At 35.6% G+C, this 22,062-nt stretch carries 24 protein-coding genes; 23 read left to right on the top strand and 1 reads right to left on the bottom strand.

The window, feature by feature from the left end; genetic code table 11:
* From R4146_RS06480 to R4146_RS06470, 3 genes are read left to right on the top strand one after another with little or no spacing between them, the layout of a single operon-like run.
* Entirely contained in the window at positions 1 to 816 is an 816-nt protein-coding gene (locus R4146_RS06480) for an NAD kinase (RefSeq protein ID WP_339960606.1), read from the top strand.
* On the top strand, positions 803 to 1,693 hold the full coding sequence (locus R4146_RS06475; protein WP_339960605.1) for an RluA family pseudouridine synthase: 891 nt from the start codon (positions 803 to 805) through the stop codon (positions 1,691 to 1,693). The genes R4146_RS06480 and R4146_RS06475 overlap by 14 nt, the downstream gene beginning before the upstream one ends.
* Positions 1,694 to 1,739: 46 nt before the next feature.
* Positions 1,740 to 2,255 (top strand): tRNA (cytidine(34)-2'-O)-methyltransferase, encoded by a 516-nt coding sequence (locus tag R4146_RS06470; protein ID WP_339960604.1) that lies wholly within the window; start codon positions 1,740 to 1,742, stop codon positions 2,253 to 2,255.
* A gap of 45 nt (positions 2,256 to 2,300) precedes the next feature.
* On the opposite strand, the gene R4146_RS06465 is transcribed toward R4146_RS06470, so the two are convergent.
* Positions 2,301 to 2,420, bottom strand: coding sequence for a DUF4044 domain-containing protein (locus R4146_RS06465; protein WP_339960603.1), 120 nt, complete (start codon positions 2,418 to 2,420; stop codon positions 2,301 to 2,303).
* Positions 2,421 to 2,542: 122 nt separating this feature from the next.
* Between R4146_RS06465 and R4146_RS08905 the strand changes: the two genes are divergently transcribed.
* The 20 genes from R4146_RS08905 to R4146_RS06370 all read left to right on the top strand — a co-directional run bounded on the left by R4146_RS08905 (position 2,543) and on the right by R4146_RS06370 (position 22,061).
* Complete coding sequence (locus R4146_RS08905; protein ID WP_373695350.1) at positions 2,543 to 2,869, top strand: DUF3397 family protein; 327 nt, start codon at positions 2,543 to 2,545, stop codon at positions 2,867 to 2,869.
* A 183-nt stretch (positions 2,870 to 3,052) separates the two neighbouring features.
* Positions 3,053 to 3,997: a 16S rRNA (cytosine(1402)-N(4))-methyltransferase RsmH gene (rsmH, locus tag R4146_RS06460; protein WP_339960602.1), complete on the top strand. Its 945-nt coding sequence runs from the start codon at positions 3,053 to 3,055 to the stop codon at positions 3,995 to 3,997.
* Between the two features lie 22 nt (positions 3,998 to 4,019).
* Positions 4,020 to 4,403, top strand: coding sequence for a cell division protein FtsL (ftsL, locus tag R4146_RS06455; protein ID WP_339960601.1), 384 nt, complete (start codon positions 4,020 to 4,022; stop codon positions 4,401 to 4,403).
* Complete coding sequence (locus tag R4146_RS06450; protein WP_339960600.1) at positions 4,400 to 6,559, top strand: penicillin-binding transpeptidase domain-containing protein; 2,160 nt, start codon at positions 4,400 to 4,402, stop codon at positions 6,557 to 6,559. Before ftsL ends, R4146_RS06450 begins: the two co-directional genes overlap by 4 nt.
* 17 nt (positions 6,560 to 6,576) lie before the next feature.
* Entirely contained in the window at positions 6,577 to 7,530 is a 954-nt protein-coding gene (mraY, locus tag R4146_RS06445) for a phospho-N-acetylmuramoyl-pentapeptide-transferase (RefSeq protein WP_339960599.1), read from the top strand.
* Between the two features lie 13 nt (positions 7,531 to 7,543).
* Positions 7,544 to 8,920, top strand: a complete 1,377-nt coding sequence (murD, locus tag R4146_RS06440; protein ID WP_339960598.1) for a UDP-N-acetylmuramoyl-L-alanine--D-glutamate ligase — start codon at positions 7,544 to 7,546, stop codon at positions 8,918 to 8,920.
* Entirely contained in the window at positions 8,920 to 10,017 is a 1,098-nt protein-coding gene (gene murG, locus R4146_RS06435; RefSeq protein WP_339960597.1) for an undecaprenyldiphospho-muramoylpentapeptide beta-N-acetylglucosaminyltransferase, read from the top strand. Before murD ends, murG begins: the two co-directional genes overlap by 1 nt.
* A gap of 23 nt (positions 10,018 to 10,040) precedes the next feature.
* Positions 10,041 to 10,886: a cell division protein FtsQ/DivIB gene (locus R4146_RS06430; RefSeq protein ID WP_339960596.1), complete on the top strand. Its 846-nt coding sequence runs from the start codon at positions 10,041 to 10,043 to the stop codon at positions 10,884 to 10,886.
* Between the two features lie 150 nt (positions 10,887 to 11,036).
* Complete coding sequence (ftsA, locus tag R4146_RS06425; RefSeq protein WP_339960595.1) at positions 11,037 to 12,383, top strand: cell division protein FtsA; 1,347 nt, start codon at positions 11,037 to 11,039, stop codon at positions 12,381 to 12,383.
* 20 nt (positions 12,384 to 12,403) lie between these two features.
* A complete protein-coding gene (ftsZ, locus tag R4146_RS06420) occupies positions 12,404 to 13,666 on the top strand; it encodes a cell division protein FtsZ (RefSeq protein WP_339960594.1) in 1,263 nt (420 codons plus the stop codon).
* 27 nt (positions 13,667 to 13,693) lie between these two features.
* Positions 13,694 to 14,140 carry a cell division protein SepF gene (locus R4146_RS06415; protein ID WP_339960593.1) on the top strand — a complete coding sequence of 149 codons (447 nt, stop codon included), beginning with the start codon at positions 13,694 to 13,696 and terminating at the stop codon, positions 14,138 to 14,140.
* A 15-nt stretch (positions 14,141 to 14,155) separates the two neighbouring features.
* Positions 14,156 to 14,437 carry a YggT family protein gene (locus tag R4146_RS06410; RefSeq protein WP_339960592.1) on the top strand — a complete coding sequence of 94 codons (282 nt, stop codon included), beginning with the start codon at positions 14,156 to 14,158 and terminating at the stop codon, positions 14,435 to 14,437.
* Positions 14,434 to 15,216, top strand: a complete 783-nt coding sequence (locus R4146_RS06405; RefSeq protein ID WP_339960591.1) for a YlmH family RNA-binding protein — start codon at positions 14,434 to 14,436, stop codon at positions 15,214 to 15,216. Before R4146_RS06410 ends, R4146_RS06405 begins: the two co-directional genes overlap by 4 nt.
* A gap of 15 nt (positions 15,217 to 15,231) precedes the next feature.
* Positions 15,232 to 15,948 (top strand): DivIVA domain-containing protein, encoded by a 717-nt coding sequence (locus R4146_RS06400; protein ID WP_339960590.1) that lies wholly within the window; start codon positions 15,232 to 15,234, stop codon positions 15,946 to 15,948.
* Between the two features lie 233 nt (positions 15,949 to 16,181).
* Positions 16,182 to 18,980, top strand: coding sequence for an isoleucine--tRNA ligase (gene ileS / locus R4146_RS06395; RefSeq protein ID WP_339960589.1), 2,799 nt, complete (start codon positions 16,182 to 16,184; stop codon positions 18,978 to 18,980).
* Positions 18,981 to 19,026: 46 nt separating this feature from the next.
* The gene (locus R4146_RS06390) at positions 19,027 to 19,245 is read left to right on the top strand and encodes a cold-shock protein (protein ID WP_373695340.1); all 219 of its coding nucleotides are present in this window, start codon (positions 19,027 to 19,029) and stop codon (positions 19,243 to 19,245) included.
* A gap of 59 nt (positions 19,246 to 19,304) precedes the next feature.
* Positions 19,305 to 19,853, top strand: coding sequence for an NUDIX hydrolase (locus R4146_RS06385; RefSeq protein ID WP_339960588.1), 549 nt, complete (start codon positions 19,305 to 19,307; stop codon positions 19,851 to 19,853).
* 6 nt (positions 19,854 to 19,859) lie between these two features.
* Positions 19,860 to 20,168, top strand: coding sequence for a hypothetical protein (locus R4146_RS06380; RefSeq protein ID WP_339960587.1), 309 nt, complete (start codon positions 19,860 to 19,862; stop codon positions 20,166 to 20,168).
* Positions 20,169 to 20,181: 13 nt separating this feature from the next.
* Complete coding sequence (locus R4146_RS06375) at positions 20,182 to 20,874, top strand: 5'-methylthioadenosine/adenosylhomocysteine nucleosidase (RefSeq protein WP_339960586.1); 693 nt, start codon at positions 20,182 to 20,184, stop codon at positions 20,872 to 20,874.
* A gap of 20 nt (positions 20,875 to 20,894) precedes the next feature.
* Positions 20,895 to 22,061: a cysteine desulfurase family protein gene (locus R4146_RS06370; protein WP_339960585.1), complete on the top strand. Its 1,167-nt coding sequence runs from the start codon at positions 20,895 to 20,897 to the stop codon at positions 22,059 to 22,061.
* The last annotated feature ends 1 nt before the right edge of the window (position 22,062 follow it).

Raw genomic sequence — 22,062 nt, 5'->3', positions numbered from 1 at the left:
ATGAAAGTTGCAATTTTTAGTAATAATGGTGGCACTTCAAATGAAGTTGCTTCAAAATTAAAAGAAGAAATAGTTAAATCTGATCATCTAGAAATTGATGGTCTAAATCCTGAAATTGTTATTTCAGTTGGTGGGGATGGTACGTTATTATCAGCCTTTCATCACTATAATGACGCAATCGATAAGATTAGATTTGTGGGAATTCACACTGGACATTTAGGTTTTTATACCGATTGGCGTGACTATGAGGTCGATCAATTGGTTAGTAGTCTTGAAGATGACAACCGCCAAAGTGTTTCATACCCATTGTTATCGATTAAGGTAAACTATGCTGATGGTGGGGTATCAGATCAACTGCTAGCACTTAATGAGTCAACCTTTAAGCGCGTCAGTAGCACAATGGTCACTGATGTTTATATTAAAGATGAATTTTTTGAAAAATTCCGTGGAGACGGATTATGTATTTCAACACCAACCGGATCGACCGCCTATAATAAAGCAGTAGGTGGAGCAATTATTAATCCACAATTAAATGCAATTCAGGTTTCTGAAATGGCTTCAATTAATAATCGCGTATTCAGGACGATGGGTTCACCCATCATTATTCCACCTAATGAATGGATTACCTTAATTCCAGATAATAAAGAAAACAATATTTTAACTTGTGACCAGATGCTAGTTAAAGATCGGCCAATTGAGTCGATTCGTTATCAAATTTCTGATCAACGAATTTCATTTGCTCAGTATCGCCATACTCATTTCTGGAAAAGAGTGGGTAATTCCTTTATTGGGGTTAGTGATCATGACGAAATTTAATTGGCGTTACAGTGGAAATGGTCCGCAGCGAGTGCGGACTTTTTTAATGGCGCATGGGGTTACTAGAACTCTACTTAAAAAGATCAAGTTTCATGACGGTCGAATTATGGTCAATGGTAAAGACCAATTGGCTAATTATATGCTAAGCCCTGATGATTTATTAACTTTGGTATTACCACCTGAACCGAACAATGATCATGTGGAGGCGTCTTTTGCACCAATTCAAATTGTATATGAAGATGAACATTTCTTAGTAGTTAATAAACCACCATTTTTAGCGACTGTCCCTAACCATAATCATGCGGATGATACATTAGTTAATCGAGTGAAGGGATACTATTTGAGCCGTCATTATCAAAACCTAAAAATTCATGTAGTCACTAGGTTAGATAAGGATACGAGTGGGATGGTTATTTTTGCTAAGCATCATTTAGCGCATTCTGTGTTGGATAAGCAACTAAAGGATCATTCCATCGTTAAAATGTATTTAACAATTGTTAAAGGTACTTTTCCATTTCAGCATGGCGAGATTGATTTACCAATCGGACGAGCAGATGACTCATTTGTAAAGCGCTGTGTTCGTGACGATGGGAAACCATCGCGAACTGAATTTTGGGTCTTAAATGCTAACAATGACTATTCATTATTAAAAGTGAGGCTCCACACTGGTCGGACTCATCAAATTAGGGTTCATCTTTCAGCACTTAAACGGCCATTGATTGGGGATTGGCTCTATAATCCAACTAATCATGATTTAAATCGTCAAGCGCTTCATTGTTATTATCTTAAGTTTTATAATCCATTTACGAATCAGGAAGTTATTTGTAAATCGCCATTACCTGATGATATGCAGGCGGTAATTTGGCAAAAAATATAAATTAAATTATACTAAAGGTGATTAATTAACCTGGAGGAGAAATATATTGGCAAACCATATTGTTTTATTTGAACCACTAATGCCAGCTAATACCGGTAACATTGCTAGGACCTGTGCTGGGACTGATACAGTATTAGATTTGATTAAGCCACTTGGCTTTTCTGTAGATGACAAACATTTAAAGCGGGCAGGACTTGATTATTGGGATAAGGTAAACATTAATTATCATGAAAATTTACCAGCATTTATTGAAACTCTAAAACCAGATTCAAAATTGTTTTTAGTTTCGAAGTTTGCAGAACGTGACTATACTCAACCGGATTATTCTGAATCAATTAATGGTGATTTTTACTTTTTATTTGGAAAGGAAACAACTGGTCTTCCGGAACCGTTTATGCGTAAGAATGCTGACAAAGCAATCAGAATCCCGCAAGATGATACTCATATTCGGGCATTGAACCTTTCTAATTCATGTGCAATCGTTATTTATGAAGCACTAAGACAACAGAGTTTTAACTCTTTAGAGCGGACCCATATCTATGAATATGATAAGCTAAAATAAAAATGGAACTCATTGATGAGTTCCATTTTTATCGTGACTGTTATTTTAGTTGTTATAAAATGAGCTGACAACTGGTAGGATAACCCCTAAGATTAAGAATATGATCATCAACCATACAACGGTTGTGACCACCTTTTGGAATGTACTCTTTTTCTTTTTGGCCAATTATATCCCTCGCTTTCGAACGTATTAATGACTTTAGATACAAGTTTACATTTAGATAATCTGTTTTGCAACTCTTGAAATACTAATTCAGGATAGGATCTGATATTTTGTTAAAAATTTTGATGCAAATTGTAATTATAATATTAATTTCATTACTAGCTATTTTTGTTAAACGAAAATTATCATTTAAATTTTTAAGTCGAATTAAACCAATTGATTTTTTATTACCATTTTGGGGTTACTTTACTTATTTAAATACAATTGATACTACTCATTATACATTCTTACCGTGGCTATTAATTCCCTTCGTGTTGTTTATGATGATTAGTTGTGGATATCAATTTATTCACACAGGGGATGTTGATGTTAAACGATTAATAATGCTGTTGTGGCGAATCTGTGATATCGTATTTCCGTTTGTGTGGATTATTTCTATTTTTGTTAAATAAAAGATATCGAACAAATTTTCGGTATCTTTTTATATTTTATTAAATCTGCTATACGTGTAGTAACTACTACGTTATCGTGGTAAAATTTAAGTAGATAGTATGGGCTAATTATATAGTTACTGTGAATATTTTAATCATTAGTGACTATTTAGTTAAAATTAATTTGATTGGAGCGCAATAATTTTGGATAAGTTTGACCACCAGACAGTGTTATTAAATGAGGCAGTTGCAGAATTAAATATTAACCCAGCAGGCGTTTACGTTGACTGTACTTTAGGTGGTGGTGGACATAGTTCAAGAATTTTGCAATCTTTGTCAAATGGACACTTATATGCATTTGATCAAGATCAAGTTGCAATTGATTACAATCAAGAACATTTAGCTAAGTATTTAGCCCAAAATGATTTAACATTTATTCATGATAATTTTAGAAATTTAAAAACTGACTTAAAACAACATGGTGTTAGTAGTGTTAATGGTGTCTTATATGATTTGGGAGTTTCCTCACCACAGTTTGATGATGCTGAACGCGGCTTTAGTTATCGTAAAAATGCTCGTTTAGATATGCGAATGGATCAACGTAATCCATTAGATGCTTGGAAAGTAGTTAATGAATGGTCTTATGATCAGTTGGTTCGAATCTTTTTCCGTTATGGAGAAGAAAAATTTTCAAAGCAGATTGCACGGGTTATTGAAAAACAACGTCAGACAGCACCAATTAATACAACTGATGAGCTAGTTGAAGTGATTAAGGCTGGAATTCCAGCTGCTGCGCGGCGTCATGGTGGTCATCCAGCCAAAAAAGTGTTTCAAGCAATTCGGATTGCCGTTAACGATGAATTAGGAGCATTAGAAACATCGCTGGAACAAGCTATTGATTTAATTGCCGTTGGTGGCCGAGTTAGTGTCATTACTTTTCAATCTTTAGAAGATCGGTTAGTTAAAACAATGTTTAAGGAAAAGACAACCATTCAAGATTTACCACAGGGGTTGCCAGTGGTTCCAGATGAGCTAAAGCCAGATTTCAAGCTAGTGAGTCGAAAACCAATTCTACCATCAAAGGATGAAATTAAGGATAATCATCGATCCCACAGCGCTAAGTTACGGGTAATTGAAAGAATCAAATAATTAATGAATTGGAGTGATACTTATGATGGAAAGAAGTATGTATGTTCAAGCCCCAGACGAAGTAGTCCCTTCTGGTGGTGATAATAAAGAGAAACAGGTGCAGCCATCCAGAAGTCCTAAATCGCATAAAAAGTTTAAGTTAACTAAAGTAGAAAAGTTATTATACTCTTTCTTTTTAGTTACTATTTTGTTGTTGACTCTATTTACAATTGCAGCTAAAAATGGGTTTAGTGCGTCTCAACAAGATTTACAAGATGTAAACCAAAATGTAGAAAAAATACATAACGATAATGGAAACCTGAAGCAAGAAATTAGCGAACTACAAAGTAGCAGTCGCTTACAAAGTATTGCTCAAAAGAATGGATTATCGCTTTCTAATAATAATATAAGGAATGTTAGAAAATGAGAAAAGGATCTTTAATTGGAAAACGTTCAATCAAAAAAAATCGTAAAAAATATGGGGTAAGCCTTTTATGGCTATCCCTTTTCGTTTTTGGTGTGATGATTATTCGTTTTTCATATGTGGGAATTTTTAAAAACGTTCGAGACATTAATTTAACGAGCCAAGCACAAAACTTATACACTCAAACTAGTGTCCTAAAGTCCAAACGTGGAACTATTTATGATGCAAATAATCAACCAATTGCAGAGGATACCAGCACTTATTCTATGTATGCGGTATTAGATAAAAATCAAAAAAGTGTTGACGGTAAGCCAATTTATGTTAATGATAAAACTAAAGTAGCTAAAGTATTGTCTAAATACTTGCCCATTTCTTACAAGAAGGCTTTAAAAGACTTAAACCCAGTGAACAAAAAGGCTTTTCAAGTGGAATTTGGTAGTGCTGGACAAAATATTTCATTAACAACGAAGCAAAAAATTGATGCTGCACACCTTCGAGGAATTAACTTTATTCAACAGCAATCGCGGTTATATCCAAATGGAATCTTTGCATCACATTTAATTGGAATTGCTTCACCGGTTACTAACAATAAAACTGACAGTACTAACCTGGTTGGTCAAATGGGGATTGAAAAGGCATTTAACAACTATCTAACAGGAACTAATGGGATTAAGAAGGTCCAAAATGATGTTTATGGATACCAATTACCAAATGGGGTTAAGAAGGATAAGCCAGCCAAGAATGGTGATAATATTTATACCACGTTAGACTATCGGCTCCAGACATTATTAGAAACTGAGATGTCGACTGTATATGCTCAGGTACATCCATCATCAATGAATGCAGTCTTGATGAATGCAAAGACTGGTGAAATCTTAGCTGCCACTCAACGGCCAACATTTAATGCAACTAATAAAGAAGGAATTTCTAATATTTGGCGTGATACGCTAGTTGAAGATCAATATGAACCAGGTTCAACCATGAAGATTTTTACAATGGCCGCTGCGATTAATAGTAAGAACTATAATGGAAATGCTTATTATCAATCTGGTAAGTATAATATTGATGGAAATATTGTTCCAGATTGGAACCCTAATGGTTGGGGAACCATTACTTATAATAAAGGATTTGCTCTCTCTAGTAACGTTGCCATGGCACATCTAGAACAAAACATGGGGCCTAGCACTTGGCTTGACTATGTTAAACGATTCCAATTCTTAAAGAGTGTTAACACTGGCTTAGATGGTGAACAGGCTGGAAGCATTCAATTTAGATACCCAATTGAACAGGCTAATACTGCCTTTGGGCAAGGGATTCAAGTAACTGCAATGCAAGTAATGCGGGCATTATCTGCCGTTTCTAATAACGGGAAGATGTTAGAGCCACGTTTCATTACCAAAATCGTAAATCCGACAACGAATAAGGTTGTTAAGTCCTATCCTAAGCAAGTAGTTGGCACTCCAATTACTGCTGATACAGCCAAACAAGTTCGAGAACACATGGAAGATGTTGTTTATAAACCATATGGGATTGGAGCAGATTATAAAATTCCTGGTTATCGGGTTGCAGTTAAGACCGGGACGGCGCAAGTTAGTAACGGAGCAGGTGGCTATGCTTCTGGTGATGATAGTTATCTTTACTCAGTTGCAGGAATGGCACCTGCTAATGATCCTAAGTATGTGATGTACGTTACTATGAAACAACCTAATTTAAATGGTCAAAAGACGGCTTCGCAATATTTAGCTGAAGTTTTTAATCCGGTTTTAAAACGAGCATTGTCTGAAGATAGTGCTACTGCTAGTGATAGTAATTCGGTCACGATGCCTAGTGTAATTAGTGAAAATGTATCAACTGCTAAAGCTAAATTAAATGATGCTGGTTTACAAGCAACTGTGATTGGTAATGGTGATACAGTTACTAAACAATCAATTGTTAGTGGTGAAAAAGTATTTAAGAATCGTAAAGTATTGCTGCTAACGAATGGATCTCAGACAATGATGAACTTGAAAGGTTGGTCTGAGTCTGATGTAGCAGTCTATTGCCAATTAACCGGTTTGAAATTGAAAGCTAGTGGTGAGGGTTCAGTTAGTTCACAAAGTATTGCTGCCGGCAAAACAATTAAGTCAAATGATGTTTTGAGTATTAAATTTAATAAATAATAAGGATTGATAAAATTATGAATTGGATTCTACCGCTAATTATTAGCTTCGCAATTACTTTAATTGGGATGCCGCATCTGATTAAGTATTTCAGGGCTAAGCATGAAGGACAAATGATTAGAGAAGAAGGTCCTAAGTGGCATGAAAAAAAATCAGGAACTCCTACAATGGGTGGCCTATGGTTTATCATTGCAATCGTGATTACTAGCATTTGTTATTCGTTTGCCGTTGGACAAATGCGTCCGACACTACTAATTTTAGTGTTTATTTTGGTACTATATGGTTTGTTGGGAATGTGGGATGATAGTATAAAACTATTTAAACGCCAAAATGAAGGCCTTAAAGCGTGGCAAAAACTTTTAGGACAAATTGTTGGTGGGTTATTACTAACGTGGGTCTATAGCCTATACTTCCCATTAGCTCTTCATATCCCTGGATACGGTGATTTACATTTAGGCTGGTTATATGTAGTCTTTATCGTAGTTTGGTTAACTGGTTTTTCTAACGCAGTTAATCTAACTGATGGTCTAGATGGACTAGTTGCTGGGCTTTCAATAATTGCATTTGGTGCATATGGTGTAATTGCACATGCACAAGGCCAGTTTGAAGTGATGATTTTTTGTTCTTCAGTAGCTGGAGCATTAGCTGCGTTTATGATTTTTAATCATAAGCCTGCACAAATTTTCATGGGTGATATGGGATCACTCGCACTTGGTGGCGCCTTAGCTGCTGTCTCAATTTTATTGCACCATGAATTATCGTTAATTTGGATTGGAATTGTGTTCGTGATGGAAACGCTTAGTGTTATCCTTCAAGTAGCATCATTTAAATTAACTGGTAAACGAATTTTTAAAATGTCACCAATTCACCATCATTTTGAAATGAGTGGTTGGTCCGAATGGAAAATTGACATTGTCTTTTGGCTAATTGGCCTGATTACAGCAGTTACTGGAGTCTTATTCATTATTTAAGTGGGGGTAGATTATGAAAAATATTAGTAATTATCAAGGCAAAAACGTACTGATTTTAGGAGCCGGTAAAAGTGGAATTAATGCTGCTAATTTATTGATTCAACTTGGTGCTAAGGTTACGATGAATGATGCTCAAGATAAGGGAAAATTGACTGGACTAACAGCATTAAGTCCTAAGGTTAAATTAATTACTGGTGGGCATCCAGATGATCTATTAGATGCAGATTTTGATTTAATGGTAAAAAATCCTGGCATTAATTATGATAACGTTGTTGTAAAAAAAGCAATGGCACTAAAAATGCCAATTATTACTGAAGTTGAACTAGCTAGTGAAATTAATGAAGGACAGCTAATCTGTGTTACTGGAAGTAATGGAAAAACAACGACGACAACGATGATTACTGAAATGTTGAATCAAAATCGAAAATCAGGGCACGCTTATGCCGTTGGTAATATTGGGGTATCAGCTTCAAAAGTAGCTGAACAAGCACATGTAGATGATACGATTGTAATGGAAATTTCTAGTTTCATGTTATTAGGAATTACCGAGCTGCACCCCCATATTGCTGTGTTAACTAATATTTTTGCTAATCACTTGGATTATCATAAAACTCGTGAAAACTACGTTAATGCTAAAATGCGAATCACGATGAATCAAACTGCTGATGATTATTTTGTTGTCAATTTTGATTCTGATGAACTACAGGAATTAAGTAACCGGAGTAAGGCTAAGATAGTGCCGTTTTCTAGGCTAGCTAAATCTAAAGCTGGTGCCTATGAACTAAATGGAAAACTTTATTTTAAGTCAGATTACATCATGGATGCTGAAGAAGTTAGAATTCCTGGTGACCAAAACGTAGAAAATGCCCTTGCTGCCATTGCAGTGGCTAAGATTATGGGCAAAGATAATGAATCAATTCGGCATGTCTTAATGACTTTTGGCGGGGTTCGGCATCGTTTACAATATGTATTAACAGCTGATGGCCGTAAGTATTATAATGACTCTAAAGCAACTGACATTGAAGCAACTCAAGTTGCGCTAAGAGGATTTCATCGTCCAATTGTATTATTAGCTGGCGGATTGGATCGGGGCTATCATTTTGATAAATTAATTCCAGATTTAAAAGAGCATGTAAAGGGTATTGTGTTATTCGGTGAAGCAAAACATTTGTTAGCTGATGCAGCCCAAAAAGCTGGCATTAAATCAATTGAGATCGTTGATAATTTAGATCAAGCAGTTCCAGCTGCTTATCACATGAGTGAACGTGGTGATATTATCTTACTATCACCAGCTAATGCTAGTTGGGATCAGTTTAAAACGTTTGAAGAACGTGGTGAACGATTCATTCATGATGTTGAGAAGTTAACTGGAAAACAGGAGGAAAAATAATGCGTTTAATTGTATCAGGCGGAGGTACTGGTGGGCATATTTATCCAGCACTTGCATTGATCGAAGAGGTAAAAAAACAAGAACCTGACTCAGAAATTTTATATATTGGTTCCACGCGCGGACTAGAAAAAGATATTGTTCCACAACGCGGAATTCCGTTTAAAGAATTAAAAATTCAGGGTTTTAAACGTTCCTTATCTCTTGATAATTTTAAAACAGTTGGATTATTTTTAAGAAGTGTTCACGATTCGAAGAAGATTATTAAGCAATTCAAGCCAGATATAGTAATCGGAACGGGTGGTTATGTATCTGGTGCCGTTGTTTATGCTGCTCACCGAATGCATATTAAAACAATGATTCACGAGCAAAATAGTTTGGTTGGCTTGACCAATCGATTTCTATCACGTTACGTTGATCGAATTGGAATTGCATTTCATGCTGCTGAAAGTCAGTTCCCAGTGAATAAAGTTAAATTTGTTGGTAATCCACGGGCTCAACAAGCTGCCAATGTGGTTAGTAACTTTTCATGGTCTGAATATGGATTAAAAGACGATGTACCAACTGTTTTAATTTTCGGTGGTAGTCAAGGAGCATTGAAAATCAATCAATCAGCAGTTGATGCAATGGATGAATTTAGTAAACGTAAATATCAAGTAGTATTTATTACTGGTCAAAATCGTTATATTGATGTTAAACAGGCATTAAGTAGTCATCAATTGGGACCTAATATCGTGGTAAAACCCTATATTGCGAATATGCCTGAAGTATTACCGAAGGTATCATTGATTGTGGGTCGGGCTGGAGCAACTAGTTTGGCGGAAATTACAGCGGTTGGAATTCCAGCGATTTTAATTCCAAGCCCTTATGTTACTGCCGATCATCAAACTAAGAATGCTAAAAGTTTAGTTGATAGTGATGCTGCATTAATGATTAAAGAAGACGACTTAAATGCTAAGACACTAGTGGATAGTGTTGATCAGTTAATGCATAATGATGAAAAAAGAGCTTGGATGGCTAATAATTCTAAAAAAATTGGGGTACCAGATGCAGCCACTCGTTTGTATCAAACAATGAAAAATGTAATTAATAACGATTAAGGTTACTGAAAGGAGTTTGTTCAATGGCGAAATTTGATAAGTTTAAGCACCAAGATGATGCTGGACAAACTCCGTGGGAACAATATCAAAAGCAGTATCAAAAAGAAGCTAAGATAACTAAAAAAAATAATCGATTTAATAAGTTTAGTGGTTTAAAAAAGCTACATTTAAACTTTAATCGTAACTTAGCTAAGTTCATTAGTGTAATGACTGGGCTACTATTGTTGTTATTATTTTTAATTTATTTAGTATCACCATTGAGTCGTATTGCTTCAAAGTCAATTAGTGGAAATAATAAATTAAATGCCGATACCTTACAAGCTACAATTCCATTAAAGACTGGTAATTCGATTATTCATACATTTAACCATCGTGGTCAAATTGTTGCTGATTTTTTGAAGAAAAATCCACAACTGAAAAGTGCTCAGTTAAAAATTCATGGGTGGAACCACGTCACTTTAAATGTTAAGGAGTATGGTACTGCCGGTTATTTATATTTAAAAAATCGTTATTATATTGTAGTTGATAATGGTGAAATTATTAATAAATACACGATTACTCCTAATATGGATGAGCCCATTTTTGTGAACTTTAAACCGAATAATAATTTAAAGTCAATTACCATTCAATATCATAAGTTATCAAAGTCAATTCAAAAAAATATTGTTAAAATTACCAAAGCTCCAACTAGTTATGATCCGCAGCGAATTAAAGTTGAAATGCATGATAAGAATATTGTGTATGCCAAGAGTACTAATTTTGCTTCGAAGATGAGTTACTATCCATCAATAGTTTCTAAAATTAAAAAGGCATCAGTAATTAATCTAGAAGTAGGAGCTTATTCTTACCCAATTAAAAATAAAAAATAGTATTAATATTCTTCGTTAATCTTTTGTAATGACAATGTTTATGTTAAAATTATCTTGATTTTAAGCGATTTATTATTAATAAAATGATAAGATAGAATTAATACTAATTAATTAAAAATAATCTAACACATTGGAGGTTTCCCGGTAAGTATGGATAATTCAGGAATGTATATTGGACTGGATATTGGAACAACCTCAATCAAGGTTATTGTTGCTGAAGAAGTCAAAGGTCAAATGAACGTTTTAGGCGTTGGTAATTCACCTTCAGAAGGTGTTGATCGTGGAATTATCGTTGACATTGATAAAGCGGCCGAATCAATCAAAAATGCGGTTACCCAGGCAGAAGAAAAAGCTAGTATTCAAATCCACGATGTCGTGGTAGGAATCCCTGCTAACTTAATTAAAATTGAACCTTGTAGCGGAATGGTTGCAATTTCAGACCAATCAAGAGAAATTAGAGATGCAGATGTTCAACAAGTAACTACGTCTGCAATGGTTAAAAATCTACCACCAGAAAGACAAGTAATTGATGCAATTCCTGACCAATTTATTGTTGATGGTTTTGATGGAATTAAAGATCCTAGAGGGATGGTCGGAGTGCGCCTTGAAATGCGGGGGCACATTATAACGGGACCTCGGACAATCATTCACAATGTTGAACGTGCTGTTGAACGTGCTGGTTTAAACATTGAATCTACAATTGTTGATCCATTAGCACTAGGTAAGTATATTTTAAATGATGGTGAACAAGACTTTGGGACGATTTTGATCGACCTGGGTGGGGGTCAATCCACTGCCTCAGTTGTTCATGACCGTCAACTAAAATTTACCACTGTTGATAAAGAAGGTGGCGAATTTATTACTAAGGATATTTCCGTCGTTTTAAATACGTCAATGGAGAGTGCTGAAAAGCTAAAACGTGATTATGGATATGCTGATTCTGTAGATGCTTCCGATGAGAGCAAGTTCCCAATTGATGTGGTTGGTCAAAGTCAACCTTCCCAAATTTCAGAAAAAATTCTTTCTGAAATTATTCAAGCTCGTTTGGAACAAATATTTGATCGATTAAAGCAAGGCCTTAATGGTGTTTCAGCATTAGGTCTTCCTGGTGGAATTGTTTTAACTGGTGGTGTTGCAGCCTTACCTGGAATTTCAGCTTTAGCTGCAGATATGTTTAATACTAGTGTTCGATTATTCATTCCTGATCAAATGGGATTAAGACATCCGTCTTATTCATTGGCATTAGCATTAGTTTCTTACCGGGCTAATATGAGTGAAATTGAAGTGTTAGTTAGATCAGTTCTAAAGAGTGATTTTTCACTTAAACTTAATAATCAAGAATCTAATCAAGATAATAATGAAAACTATGATTATCAAGATCATGATTTTGGTGATGAACCTAATTATCAACAAGAAAATCGTCATAATAAGCCTAAACGAACTAATAATATTAGAAAAAAACTTGGTAAGTTTTGGCGGAATATGATTGACGACTAAAATAAACGGAGGAACTTACAATGGAATTTTCACTAGACGCATCTGAAAATAATAAAGGTGCTAAAATAAAAGTAATTGGAGTTGGTGGCGGTGGAAGTAACGCTGTTAACCGAATGATTGCGGATGATGTTAAGGGTGTTGAATTCATCGTTGCAAATACCGATGTACAGGCATTAGATACTTCCCAAGCAGAAACTAAAATTCAATTAGGACCCAAGCTGACTCGTGGCTTAGGTGCCGGATCTAACCCAGAAGTAGGTAGTAAGGCAGCTGAAGAAAGCGAAGAAGCCATTGGTGAAGCTCTTGAAGGCGCTGATATGGTATTTGTTACTGCCGGAATGGGTGGTGGTACTGGAAATGGTGCCGCTCCAATCGCTGCTAAAATTGCTAAGGACCAAGGGGCTTTAACTGTTGGTGTAGTTACTAGACCATTTAGTTTCGAAGGTCCTAAGCGTTCTCGTTATGCTGCTGAAGGAGTAGCAGCATTAAAAGAAAATGTTGATACCTTAATTGTGATTGCTAATAATCGTTTATTAGAAATGGTAGATAAAAAGACCCCAATGATGGAAGCTTTTAAGGAAGCTGATAATGTTTTACGACAAGGGGTTCAAGGAATTTCAGATTTAATTACTAATCCTGGATACGTTAACTTGGACTTTGCTGATGTTAAGACGGTAATGCAAAACCAAGGTTCCGCATTAATGGGAGTGGGTTCTGCAACTGGTGAAAATAGAACCGCCGAAGCTACTAAGAAAGCAATTTCATCACCATTACTAGAAGCTTCTATTGACGGTGCTCAACAAGTATTACTTAATATTACTGGTGGACCTGACCTATCATTATTTGAAGCTCAAGATGCTTCTCAAATCGTTGCTCAATCAACTAGTAATGATGTTAATATTATCTTTGGAACTTCAATTGATAAAGATCTTGGTGATGAAGTTCGGGTAACTGTAATCGCTACTGGAATTGATAAAGCAGACCACGCTAAAGCTGCTAATCGTAACTCCAATAACATCACAAATGTTTCTAAGCCACGGACGAATGATATGGATAATGACAACGTTACTAAGCCTAGACAAAGACAAGCTGATCCACTAGATAATTGGGACATTGATAACCCAACTCCAAACCATCCTGCTAATGGTGGTTCACAAAACGGTGGAACAGAACGTTCTAACTTTGATCCATTTGATGCTAATAACATCGATACTGGATCAAATAATAATGATGATGATGACGATTTACCACCATTCTTTAAGTTCCGTCGTCGTAATAAATAGTTAGCTTTGTGAGGGGAAGTGGTTTTCTTGTCTGAAAAATTTAAATTTAGCAAGTTCTTCGGTCTAGATGACGATGATGATGATGAAACTGAATCAATTCAATCTGAACGGAAAACAGTTGCAAACATTGATGAACATCAACCCAAATCGAAGTTAACTACTAATGGTCAACCTGATAAAAAAATTGTTTCAATTCAACAACGTCAAAATAGTAAAATTTCTATTTTTGAACCACGTATTTACTCTGATGCAAAGAAAATTGCTGGTAGCTTAATTGAAAACAATGCAGTAATTGTTAATTTTTCACATGCTGATCGTAATTCGATTACAAGAATCATTGATTTTTTAACTGGAGCTGTATTTACTATTGATGGAAATGTTGAGCGAATTGGTAGCCGTGTCTTTTTATTTACGCCTCACAAATTTGAAATTGGTGGCGACGAAAAAAAGGACCTAAGTAATCGTTTTAGATAAGGAGATTATATTTTTATGATGTTAACCCTAATTGGGCTATTTTTCTTCATGATTAATAAATTAATTTCACTATATATGATTTTAATTTTAGTATATTGTTTAATGTCTTGGTTACCCAATGCTGCTTATTCTAAGCCTGGTCAAATAATTGCAAGACTAGTCCAACCAGCTTTAAATCTGTTTAGTTTTGCAAGAATTGGAATGATTAGTTTAGCACCAGTTGCGGTAATTATTGTTTTAGACATCCTACAAGTGGTGTTAACGCGAATTGAGATTTTCGTAGTGAATGCATTATGAATGAAAATATAGAACAACATTTCAGAAAAAACGAAATTCCATTTCTGGAATCAATGGATGATGTTGTTAATCAATCAATTAATGAATATCGACCCATTCTAACTAGCTTTTTGAACCCCAGACAGATTTATCTATTACAAATCATTGCTAATAGTTATAATGAAGTGCATGTTGCCAGTTTTGGGGGGCTACATAATTCTGAAATGAAACGGGCATTGATTTATCCAGATTACTTTGAACCTAAGATAGAAGACTACAATCTTTGCTTATTTGATATTAGGTATCCAATTAAATTTGCTAAGCTACACCATAATCAAGTATTAGGGACTTTGATTGGTTCTGGAATTGAGCGAAATGTGATTGGTGATATTCTGTTTGATGGTCAACATTGGCAGTTTGTAACCGAACAAGAGATGGCAACCTATTTAAAAGGACAAATTGACCGAATAGGAAAGGTTAAAGTTCAATTACAGGAAATCCCATTGAATAAGATTATTGAACCTTTAAATGAATGGAAGACAGTTAATACCACGCTTTCATCGTTACGTGTTGATAATGTAATTTCAAGAGGATTTAACGTTTCGCGAAATACGTCTAAAGAATTAGTTGCTAAGGGCAAGGTTCATCTTAATTGGGGTGAATTTAGTCAACCCAATTACGAACTAGAATTAAATGATGTTTTATCAGTTCGTGGTTACGGCCGATTAAAAGTGATGGAAATATTTGGCATAAGCAGGCATAATAAGTTAAGGGTTAGTTTATCAGTATTAAAGAAATAAATGGGGGGAATCAACATGGTTTTAAGTCCACAAGATATTCATAATAAGGAATTTTCGATTAAGATGCGTGGTTATAATATTGACCAAGTAAATGATTTTCTAGATCAAATTATTAAAGACTATCAAATTACAATTAAGCAAAATGACGATTTAAGAACGGCTTTAAATGATACACAGTCTAAGTTAAAGCACTTTAATAATTTGCAAAATTCCTTAAATCAATCAATTTTAGTTGCACAACAAGCGGCTGATCAAGTTAAAAATAAAGCTGATGGTGAAGCAGATGAAATAATTGCTAAGGCTAACCAACGTGCTCAATCAGTTATTAATGATGCAGACCAAAAAGCACAGATTACTTTATATAATGCTAATCAACGTGCAAATGAGATTATTTCACAATCGACAAAGCAAGTTAATGGTCTTTCATCAGAAATGGAATCACTTAAAAAGTCAACTCAATTATTTAGACAAAAGGTTACGGCCTTGCTTAAAGGCCAACTTGAGTTTACCCAAAGTAGTGATTGGGATAATTTATTGAGCTCTGAATCTACACCCACTGTTTCTACAGACGGAGCTAATGATGGTTTATCTACTGATAAATTCGTTCATAATCTTGACAACTCACAAATCAACAGTGTAAAATCAAGTCAAGATTCAGGTAATCAGATTCTAAGCAACGGCCAATCATCGACAGTTGTATATTATCCTGATGGTTCTAATAAACAAATTTAATATAATCATTGAATGGGATCGTGAAAATCTTAAATTCCAATAAGCGAGTCGATGACGGTGTGAGATCGATAGGTTCATTTGAGTTTTTCCATCAATCCTGGCTATTAACTAGTCAATTCAATTACTTTAAATAAGAGAATTTATATATTCTAAAATTGGGTGGTACCACGGAAGATTTCGTCCCTTGGATGAAGTCTTTTTTTGTATATAAATTTATTAAGGAGTGAATGTGGATGAGAGTAAAAGATACATTGAATTTAGGTAAAACCAAGTTTAAAATGCGTGGAAATTTACCAGTTAAAGAAGTTGAACGTCAAAAACTTTGGGAAGAAAATAAAGTTTACGAACAAAGACAAAAATTAAATGAAGGTAAGCCAACTTTTGTGCTTCATGATGGACCTCCATATGCAAATGGTGATATTCACATGGGCCATGCTATGAATAAAATTTCAAAAGATTTTATCGTTCGTTACAAGTCTATGAATGGCTTCAGAGCACCATACGTTCCTGGTTGGGATACGCATGGGCTACCAATTGAACAAAAGTTAACCCAAGCTGGTTATGACCGTAAAAAGATGTCTACAAATGAATTTAGAAAACTTTGTCATGACTATGCGTTAGAACAAGTTGCACGTCAGAAGAAGGGATTCAAACGACTAGGTGTTGCTGGTGAATGGGACAACCCATACTTAACGTTAGCACCTGAATTTGAAGCCGCTGAAATCCGTGTATTTGGTAAAATGGCTGAAAATGACTTGATTTACCGTGGATTAAAGCCAGTTATTTGGTCATGGTCATCCGAATCAGCATTGGCTGAAGCTGAAGTTGAATACCATGACATTACTTCTCCATCTGTATTCTATGGTGAAAAGGTTATTGATGGTAAGGGTGTCTTAGATGATAATACTTACCTTGCTGTTTGGACGACGACTCCTTGGACGATTCCAGCTTCAATGGGAATTACAGTTTCTGCTAACTTTGAATACTCAGTTGTAAAACCAGCTGGTGATGATCGTAAGTTTGTGGTTGCAACTGATCTATTAAGTAAGGATGCTGAATTATTCGGTTGGGATGATTACGAAGTAGTTAAAACGGTTCAAGGAAAAGATCTTGAATACGTGGAAGCTCAACATCCATTTATGCCAGAACGACACTTACTAACAATGCTTGGTGATTTCGTTACGTTGGATGCCGGGACTGGATTAGTTCATACGGCGCCTGGTTTTGGGGACGATGATTATCAAGTTGGTAAAAAGTATGGTTTAGATATCTTCGTTGATGTTGACTCAAAGGGTTACCTTACTAAAGAAGCCGGCAAAGACTTCGAAGGGGTATTCTATGATGACGCTAATGAAATTTCATTAAACAAGTTAAAAGAAGCTAATTTAATGCTTAAGTACATGCCAATTGAACATAGTTATCCATTTGATTGGCGGACTAAAAAACCGGTTATCTATCGTGCCACTACACAATGGTTCGCTTCGGTTGATAAAATTAAAGATCAAATTTTAGCAGCGATTGATGAAGTTAAATTTAAACCTGAATGGGGTCAAAAACGTCTTCATAATATGATTGCTAACCGTAATGACTGGGTTATTTCTAGACAACGGGTTTGGGGAGTTCCACTACCAATCTTTTATGCAGAAGATGGCACGCCAATTATTGAAAAAGAAACGGTTTCCCATGTTGCTGATTTATTTGCTAAACATGGATCTGACATTTGGTTTGAAAAAGAAGCTAAGGATCTTTTACCAGATGGTTATACAAATGAACATTCACCAAATGGCAAATTTACTAAAGAACATGACATTATGGATGTTTGGTTCGATTCTGGTTCTTCTCACCAAGGGGTATTGGCAGAACGCCCATACTTAACTTACCCTGCTGATATGTACCTAGAAGGATCTGATCAATATCGTGGTTGGTTCAACTCTAGTTTAATCACTAGTGTTGCTGTTTCTGGCCATGCTCCTTACAAACAATTGGTTTCTCAAGGATTTACTTTAGACGGTAAGGGTCATAAGATGAGTAAGTCTCTTGGTAATACAATTGCACCATCAGAAGTAATTGATAAGATGGGAGCTGACATTGTTAGAACTTGGGTCACTTCAGTTGATACATCTGCTGACGTGCGGGTTTCAATGGAAAACTTTGTAAAGGTTTCTGATTCATACAAGAAAATTAGAAATACGGTTCGTTACATGTTGGCTAATACTAGTGATTATGAACCATCAGAAAATGAAGTGGCCTTTGATGATATGCGGGCATTGGACCAATTTATGTTAGTTAAATTGAACCACTTTATTGCCGAAATTAAAAACTATTATGATCACTACGATTTCTTAGATATTTACCGCGCAGTATTGAAATTTGTTAATGCTGATTTATCAGCATTCTACTTGGATATTGCAAAGGATATTCTATATATTGATGCCAAGGACAGTCATGCTAGACGCTCAATGCAAACTGTCATTTACAAGTCCGTGGTAGCATTGACTAAGTTACTTACGCCAATCATTCCACATACAACTGAAGAAATTTGGGGCTTCCTTAAGGAACCTGAAGAATTTGCTCAATTATCAGAAATGCCAGTAGCTGAAAAGTTACCAAATGAAGATAAGTTACTTGCAAATTGGAATCAATTTATGGATCTTCGTGAAGATGTATTGAAGTCATTAGAAGAAGTTCGTGACCAAAAATTAATTGGGAAGGCTTCTGAAGCTAAGTTGACTCTATATCTCACACCAGAAAACAAACAATTATTAGATTCATTAAACACCGATGTTAAACAAGTACTACTTGTTTCGCAGCTAGTAGTTAATGACTTTGATGCCGCTCCAGATAATGCTGATCAATATAATAATGGGGTTGCCATTACCGTTGAAAAGGCTGAAGGAAAAGTCTGTGAACGTTGTCGACTTACTACTCAAGATGTTGGCTCAGACCCTGACTATCCTGAATTCTGTAAGCGTTGTGCATCAATTGTTAGACAAGAATTTCCAGAGACTGCTACTGAAGGTTTTACTGATTAATAAAAAAACGGCTGGGATACTTTCCCAGCCGTTTTTATTGAAAGGAATGATTAAATTGCTAATTGGAACGGTTAAAGAATATGATAAGGATAAGGGTTACGGCTACATTAAAGAGGCTGATAAGAATAAATTATTTGTACACTTTTCTGCTATTGTTGGGGATGGTTTTAGAACTCTTACGCCTGGTGAAAAGGTTCAATATGTAGTTGTTGACGGACAAAAGGGTCCTCAGGCTGCTAAGGTGCAACCAATTGAAAGTGATTAGATTGCATTTTTAAATTATTATCGCTAAAATTGTACTATTGAATGAAGTAGGTGATAATTGTGAATTTAGAGGAAAAGGTAATTAAAAGTGATCCTAAATATCATGGATCCATTATTGATGTTGAAAAGCAAACGGTTGAATTGCCAAATGGCCAACAAGCCAGTCGTGATATTGTTCATCATGCTAAAGCAGTTGCTGCTTTGGTAATTACTAACAACAATAAAATGATTATGGAAACTCAATGGCGTGCTGCGGTTCAGTCTGAAACACTCGAAATTCCCGCTGGTAAGGTGGATGCACGTGATAAAAATAATTCATCTGAAGATGCGATGATTCGTGAACTAAACGAGGAAATCAGATATCATGCAAATACGCTAAAGCATCTAACCGGATTCTACACTTCAATTGGTTTTTCAGATGAATATATGGACTTATATTTAGCTACGGACTTAGAACCAGTATCAGATGAATTACCACGTGATAAGGGTGAATATCTAAGAATTAAGGAGTATTCACTATCTGAAGCTAAAGCTTTATTGGATCATGGTGAAATAAAGGATGCTAAGACTGCAATGGCAATTCTTTATTGGGAACTATTAAGTAAGTAGGTGAATTTGATTAGTAATGATAATCATTTTGAATCTGATCATGATTCATTAACGCGTAAGCAGTATCGAGAATTACACGGCAAGGGTGATTTATATGATGATCCCGTTAACGATTTTGATTCAAGTGGATTTGATGATGAACCATCGCTTAGTCGACAAAAGTTAAAGCAAGATCAAGACCTATTTGATGCGCAAACTAAGCAGCAGATAGCTGAACAGAAATCTAAAAAATTAGCACATCGATTAGATGGATTAATTGCTTTGTTTACGATTGGAATTATTATCGTATTCTTAGTACTATTTTTTGTAAATTAAGGAGCTATTAGAAATGAAATACGGAATTTTATGCGCCATGGATGAAGAAATTAAGAGTCTTCATGACAACTTAGAAAATGAAACTACTAAAAATATTAAAGGAATCGACTTTTTTGCTGGGACCATTAATGGTGAGTCAGTGGTTCTAGTTAAGTCAGGAATTGGTAAGGTAGAAGCTGGAATCACTTCGGTTCTATTAGTCACAGAATTTGATGTTGATATTATTATTAATACTGGTTCTGCTGCTGGAATTGGTACTGGACTATCAGTTGGCGATGTTGTTGTATCCACTGAAACTGCCTATCATGATGCTGACGCAACTGCCGCCGGTTATGAATATGGACAAGTTCCAGATCAACCAGCTCGGTTTAAGGCAGATCAAGCTTTTGTCAATCAATTAGTAGCTGCTTCAAATGCAGTAGGACTAGAAGCTAAAACTGGCTTGATTGTTTCTGGTGATCAATTTATTGCTAGTCAACAACAAATTGACACTATTTTAAGTCACTTCCCAGATGCACTTTCTAGTGAAATGGAAGGCGCTGCAGTTGGTCAAGTGGCTAATCAATTCAATATTCCATACGTTGTTATTCGAGCAATGTCTGATGTTGGTGATGAAAATGCGGACGTTAGTTTTAACGAATTTGTCGTTGAAGCTGGTAAACGTTCCGCTAAAATGATGTTGAACTTTTTACAAAACCAAGATTAATAACTAAGGAGTTGGCTACCTTGACGGAGATTTATTTAGATAATGCAGCAACGACCCCGATTGCTGATGAAGTGTTGGCTGACATGACTGATAAATTTAAAAATGTATTTGGGAATGCTTCGACTTTGTACGGCTTAGGCCGACAATCACATACGGTATTGGAAGCTAGTCGCCATGTAATTGCAGATAGTATTAATGCTAATGATAATCAAATCGTGTTTACTAGTGGTGGCTCGGAGAGTGATAACACAGCTATTATTCAAACGGCAGAAGCTAGAAAAAAGTTGGGTAATCACATTATTAGCACTGCAATCGAACATGAAGCAGTGTTAAAACCACTACAATATCTTGAATCAAAGGGCTTTCGAGTGACTTATTTGCCAGTTAATGAAAATGGTGAAATTTCATTAGATGACTTTAAAGCGGCATTAGATGACGAAACGATTTTAGTTACAATTATGAGCGGGAATAACGAAGTGGGGAGTCGAATGCCCATCCATGAAATTGGTGAGATTCTAAAGGATCACCAAGCATGGTTTCATACAGATGCGGTCCAGGCTTACGGATTGTTAGATATTGACGTTAAAGCTGATCATATTGATATGCTATCCACTTCAGCTCATAAAATTAATGGACCCAAAATGATGGGATTCTTATATCGGAGCGATAATGTCAGTTTCCCTAGTTTCATTAAGGGTGGCGATCAAGAAATGAAACGACGTGCTGGGACTGAAAATGTACCAGGCATTTCTGGATTTGCAACGGCTGTTAAATTACTAACTGATGATGAAAAACAAGCCCGTCAGGCGAAATACTATCACTTCAAGGAAATGATTGCTGCCGGATTAGCTGATAATGGAATCGATTTTGCAATCAACGGGTCATTAGATCCTAATAATTTAAATCATGTGTTTAATTTATGGATTAAGGGTTTTTCAACCTATGTATTGCAAACTAATTTAGATTTAGCTGGAATTGCGGTATCTGGTGGTTCAGCTTGTACAGCTGGAAGTATCGCCCCTTCCCATGTCTTAGTGGCAATGTTTGGGCCTGACAGTCCCCGGATTGGCGAATCAATTCGGGTTAGTTTCGGTAAGGATACAACTGAAGATTATATTAAAGCATTTATCAACGAACTATCTAAAATTATTGAACGGTTGAAAAAAACCGTTAAAACGGAGGGTTAAT

This window comes from Nicoliella lavandulae (genome assembly GCF_037546185.1).
GTDB classification, from domain to species: domain Bacteria; phylum Bacillota; class Bacilli; order Lactobacillales; family Lactobacillaceae; genus Nicoliella; species Nicoliella lavandulae.
This window is presented reverse-complemented; position numbering and strand designations above follow the sequence as displayed.